This is a genomic window from Aromatoleum evansii (assembly GCF_045689615.1).
GTDB classification, from domain to species: Bacteria; Pseudomonadota; Gammaproteobacteria; order Burkholderiales; family Rhodocyclaceae; genus Aromatoleum; species Aromatoleum evansii.
In genome coordinates, this window is sequence record NZ_CP141259.1 from 701981 (window position 1) to 722344 (window position 20364).

At 66.0% G+C, this 20364-nt stretch carries 18 protein-coding genes and 2 rRNA genes; 7 read left to right on the forward strand and 13 right to left on the reverse strand.

The genetic code is table 11. The features are described from left to right. The first annotated feature begins 163 nt into the window (after positions 1-163). From U5817_RS03055 to U5817_RS03070, 4 genes are all read left to right on the forward strand, one after another. A 23S ribosomal RNA gene (locus U5817_RS03055) occupies positions 164-3047 on the forward strand. An 83-nt stretch (positions 3048-3130) separates the two neighbouring features. Then, positions 3131-3244 (forward strand): 5S ribosomal RNA (gene rrf / locus U5817_RS03060). Positions 3245-3385: 141 nt separating this feature from the next. Then, entirely contained in the window at positions 3386-4549 is a 1164-nt protein-coding gene (locus tag U5817_RS03065; protein ID WP_407279676.1) for a UbiH/UbiF family hydroxylase, read from the forward strand. Between the two features lie 16 nt (positions 4550-4565). Further along, a complete protein-coding gene (locus U5817_RS03070; RefSeq protein ID WP_407279677.1) occupies positions 4566-5288 on the forward strand; it encodes a DsbC family protein in 723 nt (240 codons plus the stop codon). A 34-nt stretch (positions 5289-5322) separates the two neighbouring features. Here U5817_RS03070 and U5817_RS03075 read toward each other — a convergent pair whose 3' ends face one another. Then, a complete protein-coding gene (locus U5817_RS03075) occupies positions 5323-6612 on the reverse strand; it encodes a murein transglycosylase A (protein WP_407279678.1) in 1290 nt (429 codons plus the stop codon). Positions 6613-6705: 93 nt separating this feature from the next. Here U5817_RS03075 and U5817_RS03080 point away from each other — a divergent pair, with 93 nt between their 5' ends. Genes U5817_RS03080 through U5817_RS03090 form a run of 3 tightly spaced genes read left to right on the forward strand, consistent with a single transcriptional unit; the run spans position 6706 to position 8634 of the window. After that, positions 6706-6828, forward strand: a complete 123-nt coding sequence (locus U5817_RS03080; RefSeq protein WP_280516645.1) for a hypothetical protein — start codon at positions 6706-6708, stop codon at positions 6826-6828. Beyond that, positions 6821-7696 carry an ATP-binding protein gene (locus tag U5817_RS03085; RefSeq protein WP_407279680.1) on the forward strand — a complete coding sequence of 292 codons (876 nt, stop codon included), beginning with the start codon at positions 6821-6823 and terminating at the stop codon, positions 7694-7696. The genes U5817_RS03080 and U5817_RS03085 overlap by 8 nt, the downstream gene beginning before the upstream one ends. Continuing rightward, a complete protein-coding gene (locus tag U5817_RS03090) occupies positions 7693-8634 on the forward strand; it encodes a Nudix family hydrolase (protein WP_407279681.1) in 942 nt (313 codons plus the stop codon). The genes U5817_RS03085 and U5817_RS03090 overlap by 4 nt, the downstream gene beginning before the upstream one ends. On the opposite strand, the gene U5817_RS03095 is transcribed toward U5817_RS03090, so the two are convergent. The 12 genes from U5817_RS03095 to U5817_RS03150 all read right to left on the reverse strand — a co-directional run bounded on the left by U5817_RS03095 (position 8625) and on the right by U5817_RS03150 (position 20358). After that, positions 8625-8828, reverse strand: coding sequence for a DNA gyrase inhibitor YacG (locus U5817_RS03095; protein ID WP_169132118.1), 204 nt, complete (start codon positions 8826-8828; stop codon positions 8625-8627). The two genes, U5817_RS03090 and U5817_RS03095, sit on opposite strands and share 10 nt — an antisense overlap. A 13-nt stretch (positions 8829-8841) precedes the next feature. Next, positions 8842-9597 carry a cell division protein ZapD gene (gene zapD, locus U5817_RS03100; RefSeq protein ID WP_169132117.1) on the reverse strand — a complete coding sequence of 252 codons (756 nt, stop codon included), beginning with the start codon at positions 9595-9597 and terminating at the stop codon, positions 8842-8844. 122 nt (positions 9598-9719) lie between these two features. After that, the gene (coaE, locus tag U5817_RS03105; protein ID WP_407279682.1) at positions 9720-10337 is read right to left on the reverse strand and encodes a dephospho-CoA kinase; all 618 of its coding nucleotides are present in this window, start codon (positions 10335-10337) and stop codon (positions 9720-9722) included. After that, positions 10334-11071, reverse strand: a complete 738-nt coding sequence (locus tag U5817_RS03110) for an SPOR domain-containing protein (RefSeq protein WP_407279683.1) — start codon at positions 11069-11071, stop codon at positions 10334-10336. Before U5817_RS03110 ends, coaE begins: the two co-directional genes overlap by 4 nt. 43 nt (positions 11072-11114) lie before the next feature. Continuing rightward, on the reverse strand, positions 11115-12482 hold the full coding sequence (locus U5817_RS03115; RefSeq protein WP_169132114.1) for a TrpB-like pyridoxal phosphate-dependent enzyme: 1368 nt from the start codon (positions 12480-12482) through the stop codon (positions 11115-11117). A gap of 47 nt (positions 12483-12529) precedes the next feature. Continuing rightward, positions 12530-13258, reverse strand: a complete 729-nt coding sequence (locus tag U5817_RS03120) for a type III pantothenate kinase (RefSeq protein ID WP_407279684.1) — start codon at positions 13256-13258, stop codon at positions 12530-12532. Then, a complete protein-coding gene (locus U5817_RS03125; protein ID WP_407279685.1) occupies positions 13255-14064 on the reverse strand; it encodes a biotin--[acetyl-CoA-carboxylase] ligase in 810 nt (269 codons plus the stop codon). Before U5817_RS03125 ends, U5817_RS03120 begins: the two co-directional genes overlap by 4 nt. 243 nt (positions 14065-14307) lie before the next feature. Further along, on the reverse strand, positions 14308-15723 hold the full coding sequence (ntrC, locus tag U5817_RS03130; RefSeq protein ID WP_169132111.1) for a nitrogen regulation protein NR(I): 1416 nt from the start codon (positions 15721-15723) through the stop codon (positions 14308-14310). Positions 15724-15768: 45 nt separating this feature from the next. Then, positions 15769-16839 carry a nitrogen regulation protein NR(II) gene (glnL, locus tag U5817_RS03135; protein WP_407279686.1) on the reverse strand — a complete coding sequence of 357 codons (1071 nt, stop codon included), beginning with the start codon at positions 16837-16839 and terminating at the stop codon, positions 15769-15771. A gap of 58 nt (positions 16840-16897) precedes the next feature. Next, positions 16898-17359 (reverse strand): DUF4124 domain-containing protein, encoded by a 462-nt coding sequence (locus U5817_RS03140; protein ID WP_407279687.1) that lies wholly within the window; start codon positions 17357-17359, stop codon positions 16898-16900. A gap of 134 nt (positions 17360-17493) precedes the next feature. After that, the gene (gene glnA / locus U5817_RS03145) at positions 17494-18903 is read right to left on the reverse strand and encodes a type I glutamate--ammonia ligase (RefSeq protein WP_169132108.1); all 1410 of its coding nucleotides are present in this window, start codon (positions 18901-18903) and stop codon (positions 17494-17496) included. Positions 18904-19179: 276 nt separating this feature from the next. After that, positions 19180-20358 (reverse strand): cation diffusion facilitator family transporter, encoded by a 1179-nt coding sequence (locus tag U5817_RS03150; protein ID WP_407279688.1) that lies wholly within the window; start codon positions 20356-20358, stop codon positions 19180-19182. Positions 20359-20364 lie beyond the last annotated feature (6 nt).

The window sequence follows — 20364 nt, forward strand, 5'->3', positions numbered from 1 at the left end:
CGATCTTCGTTGCGCTGTGTCAGCGGCGCGTGAAGACGAAGATCGAACATGGGTTGTGTGATTGCATTGCAATCGTCTGCGCTTTGAACCAGCAGCAGGCGGTTGCGCACAAGCGTGAGTTCGCCTATGACTGGGTCCCTGGCGACAGGGTCCAGGGTTATAGGATCAAGCGACTAAGTGCATGTGGTGGATGCCTTGGCGATCACAGGCGATGAAGGACGTGCAAGCCTGCGAAAAGCGGGGGGGAGCTGGCAATGGAGCTTTGATCCCCCGATGTCCGAATGGGGAAACCCACTCCTTATGGAGTATCCCTGGCTGAATACATAGGCCAGAGGAGGCGAACGCGGCGAACTGAAACATCTAAGTAGCCGCAGGAACAGAAATCAACCGAGATTCCCCAAGTAGTGGCGAGCGAACGGGGAGTAGCCTGCACGACTAAACCATTTACTTAGCAGAACGGTCTGGAAAGTCCGACGATACAGGGTGATAGTCCCGTATGCGAAAAGTAGGTGGCGGGTCTGAGCGTGCGACAAGTAGGGCGGGACACGAGAAATCCTGTCTGAAGATGGGGGGACCATCCTCCAAGGCTAAATACTCGTGATCGACCGATAGTGAACCAGTACCGTGAGGGAAAGGCGAAAAGAACCCCGGGAGGGGAGTGAAATAGATCCTGAAACCGCATGCATACAAACAGTGGGAGCCTCCTTGTGGGGTGACTGCGTACCTTTTGTATAATGGGTCAGCGACTTACGTTCAGTAGCGAGCTTAACCGAATAGGGGAGGCGTAGGGAAACCGAGTCTGATAAGGGCGACATAGTTGCTGGGCGTAGACCCGAAACCGGATGATCTATCCATGGCCAGGATGAAGGTGCCGTAACAGGTACTGGAGGTCCGAACCCACTAATGTTGAAAAATTAGGGGATGAGCTGTGGATAGGGGTGAAAGGCTAAACAAATCCGGAAATAGCTGGTTCTCCCCGAAAACTATTTAGGTAGTGCGTCGTACGGACACTTGCGGGGGTAGAGCACTGTAATCGTTGGGGGGGTCACTGCGATCTACCCCGCGATAGCAAACTCCGAATACCGCAAAGTGATATACGGCAGACAGTCCTGGGGTGCTAACGTCCTGGGACAAGAGGGAAACAACCCAGACCGCCAGCTAAGGTCCCAAATACATGGCTAAGTGGGAAACGAAGTGGGAAGGCATAGACAGCTAGGAGGTTGGCTTAGAAGCAGCCACCCTTTAAAGAAAGCGTAATAGCTCACTAGTCGAGTCGTCCTGCGCGGAAGATGTAACGGGGCTCAAGCCATGAACCGAAGCTGCGGATCTCGAAAGAGATGGTAGGGGAGCGTTCCGTAAGCCTGCGAAGGTGTCTCGAGAGGGATGCTGGAGGTATCGGAAGTGCGAATGCTGACATGAGTAGCGATAAAGGGTGTGAAAAGCACCCTCGCCGAAAGCCCAAGGTTTCCTGCGCAACGTTCATCGACGCAGGGTGAGTCGGCCCCTAAGGCGAGGCAGAAATGCGTAGTCGATGGGAAACGGGTCAATATTCCCGTACCGGTTTTAGATGCGATGGGGGGACGGAGAAGGTTAGGTCAGCCGGGTGTTGGACGTCCCGGTTTAAGCGTGTAGGCGTGCCCCGTAGGCAAATCCGCGGGGCTGAGCCAAGGCGTGATGACGAGGGCTCTTTGAGCCCGAAGTGATTGATACCATGCTTCCAGGAAAAGCCTCTAAGCTTCAGTCTAAAATCGACCGTACCGCAAACCGACACAGGTGGGCAGGAAGAAAATTCTAAGGCGCTTGAGAGAACTCAGGAGAAGGAACTCGGCAAATTGATACCGTAACTTCGGGAGAAGGTATGCCCCACTAGCTTGTAGGAGTACATCCGAAGGGCGAAGGGGCCGCAGAGAATCGGTGGCTGCGACTGTTTATTAAAAACACAGCACTCTGCAAACACGAAAGTGGACGTATAGGGTGTGACGCCTGCCCGGTGCCGGAAGGTTAAGTGATGGGGTGCAAGCTCTTGATCGAAGCCCCGGTAAACGGCGGCCGTAACTATAACGGTCCTAAGGTAGCGAAATTCCTTGTCGGGTAAGTTCCGACCTGCACGAATGGCGTAACGATGGCCACACTGTCTCCTCCTGAGACTCAGCGAAGTTGAAATGTTTGTGAAGATGCAATCTACCCGCGGCTAGACGGAAAGACCCCATGAACCTTTACTGTAGCTTTGCATTGGACTTTGACGGGACTTGTGTAGGATAGGTGGGAGGCTTTGAAGCGGTGACGCCAGTTGCCGTGGAGCCAACCTTGAAATACCACCCTGGTGTCGTTGAGGTTCTAACCTGGGCCCGTGAATCCGGGTCGGGGACCGTGCATGGCAGGCAGTTTGACTGGGGCGGTCTCCTCCTAAAAGGTAACGGAGGAGTACGAAGGTCGCCTAGGTACGGTCGGACATCGTACTGATAGTGCAATGGCAAAAGGCGGCTTGACTGCGAGACCGACAAGTCGAGCAGGTGCGAAAGCAGGTCATAGTGATCCGGTGGTTCTGTATGGAAGGGCCATCGCTCAACGGATAAAAGGTACTCTGGGGATAACAGGCTGATTCCGCCCAAGAGTTCACATCGACGGCGGAGTTTGGCACCTCGATGTCGGCTCATCACATCCTGGGGCTGTAGCCGGTCCCAAGGGTATGGCTGTTCGCCATTTAAAGTGGTACGTGAGCTGGGTTTAAAACGTCGTGAGACAGTTTGGTCCCTATCTGCCGTGGGCGCTGGAAGTTTGAGAGGACCTGCTCCTAGTACGAGAGGACCGGAGTGGACGTACCCCTGGTGTACCGGTTGTGACGCCAGTCGCATCGCCGGGTAGCTAAGTACGGAAGAGATAACCGCTGAAAGCATCTAAGCGGGAAACTCGCCTCAAGATGAGACTTCCCCGGGGCCTCGAGCCCCCTGAAGGGTCGTTGAAGACCACAACGTTGATAGGTCGGGTGTGGAAGCGCAGTAATGCGTTAAGCTAACCGATACTAATTGCCCGTGAGGCTTGATCCTATAACCCTGGATCACAGCGAACGACACGCTAAACAATCACACCCCCACACACTTCACTTCTCCCCCTTTGTCACCCCTTACAGTCTGACGACCATAGCGTCCCGGAACCACTCCTTCCCATCCCGAACAGGACAGTGAAACAGGACCGCGCCGATGATAGTGCTCTTCGTGAGTGCGAAAGTAGGTCATCGTCAGACTAACTATTCCGAAAAAGCCGCTCCTCCTCCACAGGTCGAGCGGCTTTTTCACGTCTACGTCCCGCACGGTCCGTGTCCTGCGACCGTGACTTGAGCGGGCGCATCGTGCAGAATCGCCACTCTTCACCGGATTGGCTTTTCATGGATTTCGATCTGATCATCGTGGGTGGCGGGCTCGCCGGTGCAAGCCTCGCAGCCGCCCTGCAGGGAACCCGCTACCGCATCGCCCTTGTCGAGGCGCGCGCACCGGCTGTCGTCGAAGGCTGGGATCCGCGTGTCTATGCGATCAGTCCTTCATGTGCGGATTTCCTGCGCGAAATCGGGATCTGGCAGCATCTCGATTCAGCGCGGATTGCCCCCGTACACGCGATGTCCATTCGAGGGGACGCGGGCGGGGAGCTCGGGTTTTCGTCTTACGACAGCGGCCTGTCGGAGCTTGCCTGGATCGTCGAGTCGGGGCGCATGCAGCGCGAGTTGTGGGAAACGGTAAAGCGGCAGCACAACGTCACCATGCTGGTGGGCGGAGTACCGGAAGCGATGGCGGTGGAGCGGGACAGTGTCTCGCTCGCGCTGCCCGGCCGCAAGACGGTTTACGGCCGGCTGGTGGTGGGGGCGGATGGGGTGAATTCGTGGGTGCGGGCGCAGGCGGGCATCGACGCTGAGATCACGCCCTACGGGGAGCGTGGTGTGGTGGCCAATTTCTCCTGTATGGAGGATCACCGCAATCGCGCCTTCCAGTGGTTCCGCGAGGATGGGGTCCTCGCATTGTTGCCTCTGCCGGGACGGATGGTCTCGATGGTCTGGTCGTGCGCGGACGGGGTCGCGGATTCGTTGCTGGCGCTTGACGGTGCCGAGCTGTGCCGGCGCCTCGCTGACGCCGCGGACGGTGTGCTGGGGGCGATGGAACTGGTGACCCCCGCGCAGGCATTCCCGCTGCGTTTCATGCGCGTCGCATCGGTGGTGAAGGAGCGTGTTGCGCTGGTCGGCGACGCCGCGCATGCGATCCACCCGCTTTCGGGCCACGGCATCAATCTGGGTTTCCAGGATGCACGGGCGCTCGCCGAGCAGCTCAAGAAGCTTCCGAGTTGGCGCGACCCCGGCGAGCTTGCCGTGCTGCGGGGCTATGCCAGGGCGCGCGCAGAAGAGCCGTTTCTCGTGCAATATGCGACGCACGGACTGAACCGCCTGTTCGGCTCGCGCAATCCGCTGCTTGCGGCGGTGCGCAACGCCGGTTTGAACCTCACGGACCGTTTGCCGGTCGTACGGAACGCGCTCGTGCGTTATGCAGCGAGCGGCCGATTCTGATTCCATGGAGATGCAGATGCTGAAGAAGGTAATTCGTCCTCTGGTTGCGGCCCTCGGCCTGGTGCTGGCGGCTCAGGGGGCGGCCCGCGCGGACGAGGCGGACGTGAAGAAGTCTGTGGAGGCCTTCGTTGGCGCGCCCGCGGTCGAGTCGGTGGCGAAGGTGCCGTATGGCGGGCTGTACGAGGTCGTCATGAAGAGCGGGGAGCTGGTCTACACGGACGAGAAGGCGAGCTTCTTCCTCGACGGGCGGTTGATCGACACCAAGACGCGCAAGGATGTCACCGCGGCGCGCATGGCGCAGCTGTCGTCGATCGACTTCGCCGCGCTGCCGCTCGATCAGGCGATCAAGCAGGTGCGCGGCAACGGTTCGCGCGTGGTCGTGACCTTCGAGGATCCGAACTGCACGTACTGCAAGCGGCTCGGCAAGGAACTCGCGCAGATGAAGGACGTGACGCTGTACACCTTCCTGTTCCCGATCCTGAGTCCCGACTCGACGGAGAAGTCGCGCAACATCTGGTGCGCGAAGGACCGCGCGAAGGCCTGGAACGACTGGATCCTCGAGGCGAAGACGCCGGCCGCCGCGAAGTGCGACAGCGCCGTGGTCGATCGCAACGTGGCCTTGGGCCAGAAGCTGCGCATCAACGGCACACCGACGATCTTCCTCGCCGACGGGCGCCGGCTGGGTGGCTATGTGCCGGCGGCGGAGCTCGAACAGCAGCTGGTGAGCGTCGCGAAGTAAGACGAGAGCACGACGGCGCCCGCGGGCGCCGTTCTCACATCCCGGCGGTGCCCGCTCCGAGCGGGCTCGCATCGTTCGGCAGAAGGACCCACAGCTGGCCCTGCTGGCGCATGCGGCCGGCCTGCACGCCGGCGTCGGCGCCCAGGCCCCAGAAGAAGTCCGCCCTGACCGCGCCCTTGATGGCGCCGCCGGTATCCTGGGCAAGCATCAGCCGACGCAAGGGGCGCTCGCTGTTCGGCGCGGTGGTGGCGAGGAATACGGGCGCGCCGAGCGGGATGGTGCGCGGATCGACGGCCAGGCTGCGGCCCGCGGTGAGCGGCACGCCCAGCGCGCCGGTCGGGCCGCCGTTCGAGGGCGGCATTTCCTTGAAGAACACGTAGCTCGGGTTGCTGTGCAGCAACTCCGAGAGACGCTGGGGGTTGTTGCGCGCCCAGTTCTTGATGCCGTCCATCGAGGCCTTCTCGAGCGGGAGTTCCCCCTGGTTCACGAGCCAGCGGCCGATCGACTGATAGGGGTGACCGTTCTGGTCTGCGTAGCCGATGCGGGCCTGGCTGCCGTCGGGCAACTCCACGCGGCCGGAGCCCTGAACCTGCAGGAAAAAGAGGTCGATGGGGTCGGCCGCCCACATCAGGGTCGGCGCGGGGGCGCGCTCCTGCATGCCGTCGAGTTCCGCGCGCGACCAGTAGGGAACGACCTTGTTGCCGACCAGGCGGCCTCGCAGGCGCAAGCCGCGCAGGTCGGGGTAGAGGTCGCCGAAGTCGATCGTGAGCATGTCGGCGGGCACGCCATGGACCGGCCAGCGGTAGCGCTCGGAGCGCGCACGGCTGCCCTTGATGATGGGCTCGTAGTAGCCGGTGATCAGGCCTTCGCTGGTGCCGTCGGGGTTGCGCACGGCCCATGGGGTGAGGCGCGTTTCGAGGAACTGGCGGACGGTGCCCGCGCTCGGCGCGTCGCCGAGGCGTTGCGCGTCCTCGCACACGCGCTGCCAGCGTGCCTGCTTGACGAGCGCCTTGCAGGATTGGCGCAGGGCCGGCCAGGCTTGCGCGAGGTCGTCGCTGCGCCAGTCGGGCAGTTCGTCCCAGCTCGTGCGCTGCAAGGCTTCCGCCGCGGGCGCTGGAGCTGGTGGCTGCGTCGCCGTCGGGGCAGAGGGGGCTGGCGTCGACGGGGCGGCACAACTCGGGCACGACGGACAGGGTTTGGCTGCGGCGCACGGGGCGGTGGCGGTCGCGGGGGCAGGCGGCTGGCTGGCGCAGGCGGCGAGAAAGGCGAAGGGCAGCAGACACAGCAGGCGCTGCGCGGGAGATTTCGGGGCGCGCCGGTTCATGGGGTGGATCGGGTAGACTCGTGAAGGCAAGGGTCGTCAGTATACCGGCTTGGCCGGACAGGCCCGAATCGCCATTCCCGCAGGAGCGTGCAAATGTGGGTGATCTTTCTGGAGGCGGGCGTTGCGCTCGCGCTGCTGCTGGTGATCGTGTGGGCCACGTGGCCGAAGCGGCGCGAGGGCGAAACGAACGAAGGACGAACGAATCGAGATGAATGAACTAGCCCAGTTGGTGGTGCGTGCCGAGCAGCTGATCGGACGCCTGGAGCAGTTGTTGCCGCGGCCGGTCGAGGCTCCCGACTGGGCCGCGGCGCCGGCCTTTCTGTGGCGCAGACGCAACGGCCATGCGAGCCTGGTGCCGGTGACGCGGCCGCATGGGATCCGTCTCAAGGATCTGCGCGACGTCGACGACCAGAAGGAGCGCATCGATCTCAACACGCGCCAGTTCCTTGCGGGCAGGCGCGCGAACAACGTGCTGCTGACCGGCGCGCGTGGCACGGGCAAGTCCTCGCTAGTGAAGGCGCTGCTGAATGCCTACGCCGGCAAGGGGCTGCGCCTGATCGAGGTGGATCGTGACGATCTGATGGATTTGCCCGAGATCATCGAGCTGGTCCAGGGACGCCCCGAGCGTTTCATCCTGTTCTGCGACGATCTGTCCTTCGAAGATGCCGAGCCCGCCTACAAGGCGCTGAAGAGCGTGCTCGACGGCTCGGTGGCTGCAGTGCCCGACAACGTGCTGATCTACGCGACGTCTAACCGGCGCCACCTGATGCCGGAGTACCACGACGAGAACCTGCAGGCGCGGCATGTGGATGGCGAGATCCATCCGGGCGAGGCGGTCGAGGAGAAGATCTCGCTGTCCGAGCGTTTCGGCCTGTGGATCTCCTTTTATCCGTTCAGCCAGGACGAGTATCTCGAGATCGTCGCGTACTGGTTGAAGAATTTCGGGCTGGAGCGCAAGGCGATCGACGGCGCACGCCAGGAGGCCTTGCAGTGGGCGCTGATGCGCGGTTCGCGCTCCGGGCGCGTCGCCTGGCAGTTCGCGCGCGACTGGGCTGGGCGTTTCGATACGGGTGGCGCACGATGAGCAAGCGCGTGGAGGTGGCTGCGGGCGTGATCTTCGGCGGGGACGGGCGTTTCCTGCTCGGACAGCGGGCGCCCGATACTTTCTACGCGGGCTATTGGGAGTTTCCCGGCGGCAAGGTCGAGCCGGGCGAGTCGCCGGCCGACGCGCTGGTCCGCGAGCTCGACGAGGAGCTGGGCATCCGCGTGCGGGTCCTGCGGCCGTGGATCACGCGCGAGCACCTGTACGAGCATGCGCATGTGCGGCTGCACTTCTTCGAGGTTGCCGACTGGGAAGGGGAGCTGCGCGATCACGTGCATAGCGCGCTGTCGTGGGAGCCGGTGGATGCGCCGGAGGTCGGGCCCATGCTGCCGGCGAACGGACCGATCCTGAAAGCGCTGCGCCTGCCGCGCTGGATGGGGATCACGCACGCGACGGATATCGGCGTCGCGCGTCAGCTCGAACTGCTGGATGCGGCACTGGCCTCGGGCTTGCGCCTGGTCCAGGTGCGCGAGCCGGGGATGGGTGCGAGCGACTTGTGCGCCTTCGCCGCCGCAGTGGTGAAACGCGCGCGGCCCCGCGGGGCCCTGGTGGTGGTGAACGGCAATGCCGAGCTCGCAGCCGAGGTGGGGGCGGACGGCGTGCATCTGTCCGCGGCGCAGCTCGCAGGCCTGGAGGCGCGACCGGCGCTGGAGTGGGTGGGCGCTTCCTGCCATACGCGCGCCGAACTCGAGCGGGCGGCCGGATTCGGCCTGGACTATGCGGTGCTGGGAGCGGTGTTGCCGACGGCGACGCATCCCGGGCAGCCGACGCTGGGCTGGGAGCGCTTCGCGGAACTGGTCGGCGGCCTGCCGATGCCCGTGCTGGCGCTCGGTGGGCTGCGGCGCGCCGACATGGAGCGCGCACGCGCGGCCGGTGCGCACGGCATCGCGGCGATCCGCGCGAGCTGGGATCAGTCCTGAGCGGAGCGGCCGGGGGGGCTTTGCTCGCCCGGATCGCCCTCGTCGGCGGCGGGAACGCGGTAGTCCTCGGATGCCCAGGCGCCCAGGTCGATCTGCTTGCAGCGTTCGGAACAGAAGGGCCGGAAACGGTTCTCGGGCACCCAGCGCACGGGGGCGCCGCATTGCGGGCATTTGACGGTGCGGACCTGCGCCATGTTGCGGGTGGCCTCAGAGGCTGCAGAAGGTGAGTTCGAAGTTGACGTCGCGCTCGGCGAGCCGAGGGCGGATCACCGTCTCCGAGAGCATGAAGCGGACGTTGAGCGCGTACTTGTTGGCGCTGATCTCGGGCACGACGGTGTCGGTCGGCGCCAGGCGCAGGCGCAGCATCTGGGCGCTGCGGCCGGCCATCATGAGCTGGTAGGTGCCGCCGCGGGCGAGCTGCGTCTCGGGGCGTCCGCTGGCGCGCAGCAGGCGCAGCACGATCGCGAGTCCGTCACGGATCGGCAGCATGGGGTGCACCCAGTTGGACAGGTCGTGCCGGCGCTGGTCGGCGTCGCGCTGCAGCCAGTAGTGGTAGGAGGGCAGATCGAACTGGCAGACGCCGCCGGGAATCGATGCGCGGCTGCGGATCGCCATCAGCCACTCGTTCTCGCGCAGGTACTGCCCGATCTTGCCGGCCATGGCGAGCAGCGACGACGAGGCCTGCTCGATCTCGTAGAGGGCGCCGGACAGGGCCTCCTCGGAGATCTCCGGGTTGTTGCGGAAGGAGATCAGGATCTGGCGCTGGCGTTCGAGTTCCTGCACGAGGTCGACCTTGAGGTCGGCACGGCCGGCGACCTCGAGGATTTCGAACAGGGTGAGCAGCGTGACGTGGTGATCCTGGGGGGCATCGCCGCGCGAAAAATGGGCGAGCTTGTTGTACAGGTCTTCCAGGCGCAGGAGGGTGCGGATACGCTCGTTAAGAGGATATTCGTAGCTGATCACCGCATTTGCGCCTGAGAAAACCGGATCTCCCGTTAGTGCGGGGATGATAGCACAGGGGATATGCCGCGGCCCGTCAGTCTGCGCGGCGGAATCACCTGAAAAGCCTTTGTCCGTGGGCGTTTTCAGGCGACGGCGCGGGCAGCGGCGAGGTAGTCTTCATGCAGGCGGTCGACCTGGGCGATGAGGGTGGCAAGGTCGCCGCCGTTGTCGATGACGTCGTCGGCAACGGCGAGGCGCTGCTCGCGACTGGCCTGGGTCGCCATGATGGCGCGCACCTGCTCTTCGGGCAGCCGGCTGCGCGTCATGACGCGTGCGATCTGGACCTCGACGGGGCAGTCGACGACGCACAGGCGGTCGCAGCGTTCGCGATACTTGCCGGATTCGACCAGCAGCGGCACGACCAGCACGACATACGGGCTGCGGGCCGCGCCTACCTGACGCGCGCTCTCTGCGCCGATCGCGGGGTGCAGGATCGCTTCGAGCCGCCGGCGCTCGTCGGGATCGGCGAACGCGCGGTCGCGCATGGCCTTGCGATCGAGGGCGCCCTCGGGCGTGATCACGGCGTCGCCGAAGGCCGCACGGATGGCGGGGATCGCCTGCCCGCCGGGGCCGGTGAGGGCGTGCGCGATGGCGTCGGTGTCGACGATCGCGGCGCCGAGTTCGCCAAAGCGGTCTGCCGCTGCGCTCTTGCCGCTGCCGATGCCGCCGGTGAGGCCGACGACGTAGGGGCTCTTGCTCATGGTGTGCATTCGCTGATGGTTGCGCCCGACCGGCGCACGGCCGGCGAACTGGTGAGGGTCTTGAGTGCGCCGGCCGGGCCGCGCACCTCGATGCGGTGAATGGTCGTCGTGCGCGACGCGATGCCGGCGCCGCGTACCTGCTTCGCCTGCAGGCTGGCGAGGTGTTGCTGGGCCTTGGCCTCGGTCTTGAAAAGGCCGAGCGAGATCGCGTTCTGGTTGGGGCCGGGATCGTTGACGATGAAAAGGTCCGACACCCCTTGTCCGCGCAGTTCGGCGACGCGCCGTTCGGCGGCGTCGCGTCCGCCGTTGGGCGGGATGCGCACCCACCATGCCGTGGGGGTGGTGCTGGTCTTGCGTTCGCTGCGCAGTCCGGGTTTGCCTGAGATGGCCGTCTGCATGAGCGCGTCGGCTTCGCCCTCGGCGAGCCCGCCGATGACGGTGCAGGCCGGCGGCGATGTCGGCGCCGTTGCGACAGGTGCTGCGGCGGGTGTCGCGTCGCGGCCATTGCCCGCCTCGGGTGCGGCAGCCGTCTGCTCCTGGGGGCTTGCCGGCGGGGCGGCTTCGGCCTCGCCCGGCGGGGTGCTGCCGCCGGGCCGCAGCACGATGCGGTCGGGGTTGAGCTGGTTGCTCAGGCGCTCGGGTTCGCCCTTCGGCGCGGAACCGCCCAGCCAGCCCTGGATCGACGCCAGGGCGAGCAGGTTGAGCAGCACGAGGATGACGAACACGATGCGCATGGGCGAACTTTACCGGATAGGCGGCCGAGTCACTGGATGCCGTTCAACCGAACTTCGGCAGATGGGCGAGCGACGCGGCGACTGCCTCGGCCGGATAGTCGTAGTTCTCGAGCTGCCCGGAGAAGAAGCGGTCGTAGGAGCTCATGTCGAAGTGGCCGTGTCCGGTAAGGTTGAAGAGGATGACCTTGGGTTCGCCCGTGGACTTGCAGGCGAGCGCCTCGTCGATGGCGGCGCGTATCGCGTGGCACGACTCGGGCGCCGGGATGATGCCTTCGCTGCGCGCGAACATGACCCCGGCTTCGAAGGTGGCGAGTTGCGGGACGGCGACGGCTTCGAGCAGGCCCTCGTGGTAGAGCTGCGACACCAGCGGCGAGTCGCCGTGGTAGCGCAGGCCGCCGGCGTGGATGCCGGGGGGCATGAAGTCGTGGCCCAGCGTGTACATCTTCATCAACGGCGTGAAGCCCGAGGCGTCGCCGAAGTCGTAGGCGTACTGGCCCTTGGTGAGCGTCGGGCAGGAGGTCGGCTCGACGGCCACGCAGCGCAGCTTCTCGGCGCGCTTGTCGCCCGAGGCCTTGTCGGCGAGGAAGGGGAAGGCGATGCCGCCGAAGCTCGAGCCGCCGCCGCAGGGGCCCAGCACCACGTCGGGGTAGAGGCCGATCTTGTCGAACTGCTTCTTCGCCTCGAGGCCGATGATGGTCTGGTGCAGCAGCACGTGGTTGAGCACGGAGCCGAGGGTGTAGTTGGTGTCGGCGCGGCTGGCGGCTTCCTCGACGGCTTCGGAGATGGCGAGGCCGAGCGAGCCGGGGTTGTCGGCATCCTTCGCGAGCGCATCGCGGCCGGTCTGCGTCATGTCGGACGGGCTCGCGAACACCTCGGCGCCCCAGGTCTGCATCATCAGGCGACGGTATGGTTTCTGGTGGTAGCTGACCTTGACCATGTAGACGCGCACGTCGAGGCCGAACATCTGGCCGGCGAAGGAGATCGACGAACCCCACTGGCCGGCGCCGGTCTCGGTGGCGAGGCGCTTGATGCCGGCCTGCTTGTTGTAGAAGGCCTGCGGTACGGCGGAGTTGGGCTTGTGCGAGCCGGCGGGGGAGACGCCTTCGTACTTGAAGAAAATCTTCGCCGGGGTGCCGAGGGCGCGTTCGAGGCGCACGGCGCGCATCAGCGGGCTGGGGCGCCAGATCTTGTAGATCTCGCGCACTTCCTCCGGGATCGCGATCCAGCGCTCGGCGCTCATTTCCTGCTCGAGAATCTGGCCGGGGAAGATCGCCATCATCTGCTCGGGGCTGACCGGCTTGCCGTCGGGCCCGAGCGAGGGGCTGGGCGGATTGGGCATGTCGGCGACGACGTTGTACCAGTGCGTCGGGATCTCGTTCTCGTCGAGCAGGATGCGGGTCGGTTCGGTCATCTGGTCTTCTCCCTCGTTGTCGTTTGGTGGTGGTGCGACGCGCTGCGCTATGGCGCGTCGGGCTGCGTGGCGGCGACCGCGAGACCCTTGAGGACCAGGTTGTCGACGCGGCGGAACGGGATGGCGAGCAGTTCGGCGAGCGCATCGGCGCCCCCGCCGCTCAGCAGGCACAGCGCCCGCGGCTCGCCGGCGATGTGGCGGAACATGCGTTCGACGGCGCCGGCCTGCGCATTCAGGCAGCCGGAGACGATGGCGTCGGCGGTATTGCGCGGCGCGGCGTCGAAGCGTCCTTCGGCGAAGGGGAGCTGCGCGGTGTCGCGGGCGAGCGAGCGGCGCATCAGGTGTTCGCCGGGGAGGATGAGGCCGCCGCGGAACAGGCCGTCGGCGTCGAGCAGGTCGACCGTGGTCGCGGTGCCGGCATTGATGACCAGGCACGCAGCGGGGTGCAGCGCGCGCGCGCCGATCAACGCGGCCCAGCGGTCGGTGCCGAGTTGGGCCGGATTGTCGTAGGCGTTGCGCACGCCACAGCACGCGGCGGACGAGCGCAGCCATTCCGGAGCCGGCGCGCGCCCGTGCAGCGCCCGCGCGATCGCGTCGGCGACGCTGCCGCCGGCGACGTTGGAGCCAAAAACCCGTGCAATGTCCGGCCGGGCCGCGGCGACGGCGGCGAGATCGCCGACATGCGCGTGTTCGAGCGCGCCCTCGTCGTGCCACGTCCCGTCGCCGAACAGACCCCATTTGACGCGGGTGTTGCCCGCGTCGATGAGCAGGATCACTGCGCGGCCCTCAGCGAGACTTCGCCGGTGAGGATGCGGACCTGTCCCTCTGCGGTGCGCAGCAGCAGGGCGCCGTCGTCGTCGACGCCAACGCAGATGCCGGTGATCTCCTTGCCATCGCCGGTGATGCGCACGGGCAGGTCGGCGAAGGCATTGCGCTGCTGCCATGCGCCGCGCAGCGCGGGAAAGCCTGCGGCGGCGTAGGTGTCGAAGAGCGCATACAGCTCGGCGAGGATGGCCGCGAGGAGCCGGTTGCGCTCCGGCAGCGTCGCGAGGTGTTCGCTCAGGTCGGTGACGGCGGGCTGGTCGGGGATCTGCGTTCCGGTGGGCAGGTGGAGGTTGATGCCGATGCCGACGATGGCTGCCGGGGTGCGTCCGCGGCCGGGTAGCAGTTCGACGAGGATGCCCGCGAGCTTGTGGCCGTTCACGAGCACGTCGTTGGGCCACTTGAGCTGCAGGCCCTGCACCCCGAGCGTCTCGAGGGCGCGGACGACGGCGAGGCCCGCGACGAGCGAGAGTCCGGCCGGCACCGGCGCGCCAGGCGCAAATCGCCATAGCGTCGAGAAGGTCAGGCTGCCGCCGGGCCATGACTGCCACTGGCGTCCGCGCCGGCCGCGGCCCGCGGTCTGGCGTTCGGCGACGACGACGTGGATGCGTCCGTCGTCGACGGGCGTCGCATCCATGAGCACGCTGTTGGTCGAGGCGCACTCGTCGAGCACCTGTACGTCGAAGGTGCCGGCGAGGGTGCCGAGTTGCTGGAGGATGGCTGCGGCGTTCAGCGGCGCGTCGGGGGCGGAGGGACTCAAGCAGGTCTTCCCGTGCATTACGTGAAAACCTGCATTATCCGACATTGCATGCGCATGCACGAGTGCGGTGCGCTGCATCCGTGCAGGCGCGTGGTTTGTGGGCGCGACTATGTGGGAGCGTCAGCCGCGAATAGACGGTGCCGCAGGCTGCACGGCCCATTCGCGGCTGAAGCCGCTCCCACAGGGGAGATCGGCGCCTGCGCACGGCCACGTGCCGTCGTCCCGCCGACGGGCCATGCGGCGTCAGGCGGGCGGTGGCGCCGGGCGTTCGTCGTCCATGCCGAGCTCCTGGATCTTGCGCGTGATGGTGTTGCGGCCGATTCCCAGGAGTTGCGCGGCTTCGATGCGGCGGCCGCCGGTTGCGCCGAGCGCGCGGCGGATCAGCGTGCGTTCGAAGTCGCGCGTGAGGCGGTCGAACACTTCGCCCGGCGAGGTCGCGATCAGGCGGTCGGCTTCCAGCGCAAGCCCGTCCGCCCAGCTGATGGGGGCCTCGCGGTCGGGCTGCGCCTTCATGTCGGGCGGCAGGTCGGCGATCTCGACGACCTGGCCGGGCGCCATCACGGTGAGCCAGTGGCACAGGTTTTCCAGCTGCCTCACGTTGCCGGGGAAGGGCAGGGCCTGCAGGTACTTGATCGCGGCGTCGGACACGCGCTTGGGCGCGACGCCGAGATCCTGAGCGCTCTTCTGCAGGAAGTGCCGGACCAGCAGCGGGATGTCCTCGCGGCGCTCGCGCATCGGCGGCAGGCGCAGGCGAATGACGTTAAGGCGGTGGAACAGGTCTTCGCGGAACAGGCCTTGGCGGACACGGTCCTCGAGGTTCTGGTGGGTCGCGGCGATGACGCGGACGTTGGCGCGGATCGGCTGCTGGCCGCCGACACGGTAGAAGTGGTTGTCCGAGAGCACGCGCAGCAGGCGCGTCTGCAGTTCGGCGGGCATGTCGCCGATTTCGTCGAGGAAGAGGGTGCCCCCGTCTGCCTGCTCGAAGCGTCCGCGCCGCTGCGCGGCCGCTCCGGTGAAGGCGCCGCGTTCGTGGCCGAAGAGCTCCGATTCGAGCAGGTCGCGCGGGATCGCCGCGGTGTTGATCGCGATGAAGGGGGCGTCCGAGCGCGGGCTGTGGCGGTGCAGCGCGCGGGCGACGAGTTCCTTGCCGGAGCCCGATTCGCCGTTGATCAGCACGGTGGCGTGGGACTGGGCGAGGCGGCCGATGGCGCGGAACACCTCCTGCATCGCCGGCGCCTGGCCGAGGATTTCGGGGGCGAGCGCAGTGCTTTCAGATGCACCTTTCTGGTGCGCGCTCTGCGCGATCGCGCGCTGAACCAGTGCAACGGCCTGATCGACGTCGAAAGGCTTGGGCAGGTATTCGAAGGCGCCGCCCTGGAAGGCCGACACCGCGCTCTCCAGGTCCGAGTATGCGGTCATGATGATGACCGGCAACTGCGGGTGCAGCGTCTTCACGCGCTTGAGCAGGCCGAGGCCCGACTCGCCGGGCATGCGGATGTCGGAAATCAGTACCTTGGGCGGGACCGGTTCGATCTCCAGCGCGGACAGCGCCTCGTTTGCGGACGAGAAACTGCGGTGCGGGATGTCCTCGCGGCCGAGCGCCTTTTCCAGCACCCAGCGGATGGAGCGGTCATCATCAACGATCCAGACGGTATTCATACTCTAATGCACCTTTTTGGTGCGATCGTGCCGCATCCTGGGGCGTCAGGCACGGTCGATGATCGGCAACAGGATGGTGAAGCAGGTGCGGCCCTTGCGGCTTTCGACTTCGATCATGCCCTGATGTTGCTCGACGAAGCTCTGTGCCAGCGACAGACCGAGGCCGCTCCCCCCTTCGCGCCCCGAGACCAGCGGATAGAAGATCTTGTCGCGGATCTCCTCCGGGATGCCGGGGCCGTTGTCGATCACTTGCAATTCCAGTGCCAGCTTGTAGCGGCGCTTCGCGAGGGTGACCTGGCGTGCGACGCGCGTGCGCAGGCGGATCTCGCCGCGGCCTTCCAGCGCCTGCGCGGCATTGCGCGCGATGTTGAGGATGGCCTGGATGAGCTGTTCGCGGTCGGCGGTGACCTCGGGCAGGCTCGTGTCGTAGTCGCGGCGGATCGCGATCTCGGGGAACTCGGCGAGGATCAGGCGGCGCACGCGTTCGAGCACGTCGTGGATGTTGAGCTGGTCCGGCCGCATCATGCAGTGCGAGGTCAGCAGCCGGTTCATCAGGTCCTGCAGGCGGTCGGCCTCGGCGATGATGACCTCGGTGTATTCGCGCAGCTGCGGATCGGCGAGCTCGCGCTCGAGCAGCTGTGCCGAGCCGCGGATGCCGCCGAGCGGGTTCTTGATCTCGTGCGCGAGGTTGCGGATCAGCTCGCGGTTGGCCTGCTGCTGTTGCAGCAGCTGTTCCTCGCGCGCGACGCGCAGTTGCGCGTCGATGGGGCGGAACTCCAGGAGCAGGCGCAGGCCGGCCGCCTCGGCCGGGCTCACGGTGCAGTCGACATGCAGCGGTTCGGCGTCGGGGCGGGCGATCTTCAGGTCCTGCCCGGTATAGCTCCAGTTCTTGCGCAGCGCGTTGTCGAGCGCGGCGGCCAGGCCGGCGGGTTCGCCGAGGAGCTGCGACAGCGGCGCGCCGATGAGGCGGCGGTGGCTGACGGCGAAGAGGTTCTCCGCGCCGGCGTTGAGGTAGCGGATCAGCAGGTGGTCGTCGACGACGACGACGGCCGACGAGAGCAGGTCGAGTCCGGCGAAGGGGCCTGCGAGACCGGGGGGTTTGGGTGTGTTGGGCATGGGTGTGTTCTCGGAATCCCCTCGGGTCTCGCAAAAAACACGCCAGGCAGCCGCCCCCTTACTTCAGGTTGCCGAGTTCCTTCCTGAGGGCCTCGATGTTGCGCTGGTGCAGTTCGACCGTGTCGCGCAGCGGTTGCAGGCGGGCCTGGACGACAGGCAGCCGACGCTCTGCGCCCTGGTAACGCCCTTCCTGCTCGGTGACGGCTTTCTGGGCTTCGGCAAGGGCGGCTTCCTCGGTGGCGAGCTCCTTTTCCAGCACTTGGCGCCGGGTGTCGTCGCGGGCACGCTGGGCATCGGGGGCGACGCGGGGGAAGTTCGACGGCGTCGGCTGTGCGGACGAGCGCTTGGGTGGGGAGGGAACCGAAGAGACGGCCTGGTCGTCGCTGAGCTGCTTGCAGCCGCGGCCCTGGTTGCGGTCGTTGGTGTAGGTGACGGCGCCGTTGGCGTCGACGCACTTGAAGACCTGAGCCTGGGCCAGGGGTGATGCGAGCAGAAGGAGCAGTACCGGAAGTGTTCGCATGTCCGTCGGTCGGTGAGTCTGGGATGCGTCCGGAGTGGCGGCTGGCCCTCCCGCAACGCATACGTGGGGCATTAGACCCCAGAAAAAAGGGACGGGCAATGCCCGTCCCTCTTCGACTCAGCGCAATCCGGGGATTACAGGCTGTAGTACATGTCGAATTCCACCGGGTGGGTGGTGATGCGCATGCGGTCGACTTCTTCCATCTTCAGCGCGATGTACGCATCGATGAAGTCGTTCGAGAACACGCCGCCACGGGTCAGGAATTCGCGGTCCTTGTCGAGGTACTCGAGCGCCTGGTCGAGGCTGGTGCACACGGTCGGGATCAATGCATCCTCTTCCGGCGGCAGGTCGTACAGGTTCTTGTCGGCCGGATCGCCCGGGTGGATCTTGTTCTGGATACCGTCCAGGCCGGCCATCATCAGCGCGGCGAAGCACAGGTACGGGTTGGCCAGGGGATCCGGGAAGCGCGCTTCGATGCGGCGGCCCTTCGGGTTGGCGGTGTAGGGGATGCGGATCGAGGCCGAACGGTTGCGTGCCGAGTAGGCCAGCTTGGTCGGGGCTTCGTAGTGCGGCACGAGGCGCTTGTACGAGTTGGTGCCCGGGTTGGTGATCGCGTTCAGCGCGCGAGCGTGCTTGATGATGCCGCCGATGTAGTACAGGGCGGTTTCCGACAGGCCGGCGTAGCCGTTGCCCGCGAACAGGTTCTGGCCGTCCTTCCAGATCGACTGGTGCACGTGCATGCCCGAGCCGTTGTCGCCGACGATCGGCTTCGGCATGAAGGTCGCCGTCTTGCCGTACTGGTGCGCAACGTTATGCACGATGTACTTGAGGATCTGGGTCCAGTCGGCGCGCTGGGTCAGCGTGCTGAACTTGGTGCCGATCTCGCACTGGCCGGCGTTCGCGACTTCGTGGTGATGCACTTCGACCGGCACGCCGGCGGCTTCGAGCGCGAGCACCATGGCGGCGCGCACGTCGTTCAGGCTGTCGACCGGGGGAACCGGGAAGTAGCCGCCCTTGACGCGCGGACGGTGGCCGGTGTTGCCGCCTTCGAACTTGTCGGCGGTCGACCACGCGGCTTCTTCCGAGATGATCTTGCTGTACACGCCCGACATGTCGACGGACCACTCGACGGCGTCGAAGATGAAGAATTCGGGTTCCGGGCCGAAGAAGGCGGTGTCGCCCAGGCCGGTGCTCTTCAGGTAGGCCTCGGCGCGCTTGGCGATCGAGCGCGGGTCGCGGTCATAGCCCTTGCCGTCCGACGGCTCGATGACGTCGCAGGTCAGGACGAGGGTGGTTTCGTCGAAGAACGGGTCGATGTAGGCGGTGCGTGCTTCCGGCAGGAGGATCATGTCGGAGGCCTGGATGCCCTTCCAGCCGGCCAGCGAGGAGCCGTCGAAGGGGTGGCCGTGCTCGAAGTGATCTTCCTCGAACGCCGAAACGGGCAGGCCGACGTGGTGTTCCTTGCCACGGGTATCGGTAAAGCGCAGGTCGACGAAGCGGACTTCGTTTTCCTGGATCATCTTCATGACGTCTTGAGCGTTCATATTCACTCCTGGTGAAAAGAGGCGAAAGCGGTTGTTGGTGACGGAAACTTCCGATGGAGCGGATGTAAGCAGTATCCGTGCCATGCGCAAGTTCGACGTTGTCGGGCATTGTGCCACAAGGGCGGGCGCGCGTATCGCGGACGCGCGTGTACGCGGGCGATGCGGCGGTGGTTGCGCCGGGGCGGGAGAGGCTGGGGCGTGCGCGAAGCCAGGGCGGGATGGCGGAATATCATCAGAATGCACCGAAAGTGTGCGCAATGTGCGATGCGCGCACTGTCATGGTGCAATCCTGCCCAGAATGGTGATGGTGCGGTAGTGCGGACGTTCGGCGAGCAGCGTGTCGATGCGCAGGCGCAGCTCGTCGCGGGGGATGCCGTCGAGGTCGGTCGCGCCGAGGATCACCTCGGCCTCGATACGGTCGCCGAGGTAGTGGATCAGCACGCGCGGAGGTGTCGCGAGCGGGCGGTCGAAAAGGGTTTCGAGGGTATGCACGATTTCGGTGCGTTCGGGCAGCGGCGCGAGCCCGGTGCCCTGCATCGCCGCATCGTTCTCGGCATCCACATGCACCAGGACCTCCCGCACTTCGGGGTGTGCGGCGCGCACGCGGAAGTACACGGTGTCGGATATCTGGTGCCCTTCGGACACGGTGATGCGCGGGTCGACCTGGATGTGGGCGTCGCACAGCACGCGGTCGGCCATGCGGCGGGTGCGCAGGTCGTGCAGGCCGATGACGCCCGGGGTTGCACGGATGGTGTCGCGGATGCGTGCCACGTCCTGCTCCGACAGGCCGGTGTCGATGAGTTCGCGCACGGCCTTCCATCCGAGTCTCACTCCCATGTGCAGGATCAGGAAGCCGACGACCGCGGCCGCGAGTGGTTCGAGAAATGGGTAGCCGGCCAGGCCGCCGCCGATGCCTGCGGCGACGACCAGCGAGGACGCAGCGTCCGAGCGCGCGTGCCAGGCGTTGGCTTCGAGCACCGGCGCCTTCAGCCGCCGGCTCGCGGTGAGGGTGTAGCGGAACAGGAGCTCCTTCGCGACGAGGGTCGCGAGCGCCATGCCGAGTGCGGCCGGGTGCAGTGGCAGGGCCGCGTCCATGTGCTGAAGGCGCAGGCCCGAACTCCACAGGAAGCCCATGCCCACGCCGGCGAGCACGAGCCCGAGGAGCAGCGAGACGGCCGTCTCGATGCGCCCGTGGCCGTAGGGGTGGTCGCGGTCGGCCGGTTCGGCGCCGCGTCGCCCGGCCATCAGCACGAGGAGATCGGTGAACAGGTCGGACAGCGTGTGCGCGGAGTCGGCGACGAGACTGAAGGCGTTGGCGAACAGTCCGACCGCGATCTGGCCGATGGTTAGCGCGGTGTTCGTGGCGATCGCGACGAGCGCGACGCGCTGGATGCCGCGGCTGCGTGCCTCGTCGGGGGGGCTTCCGCGCGACTTGCCTGATGTCGGGTGGTCCATGGCGCC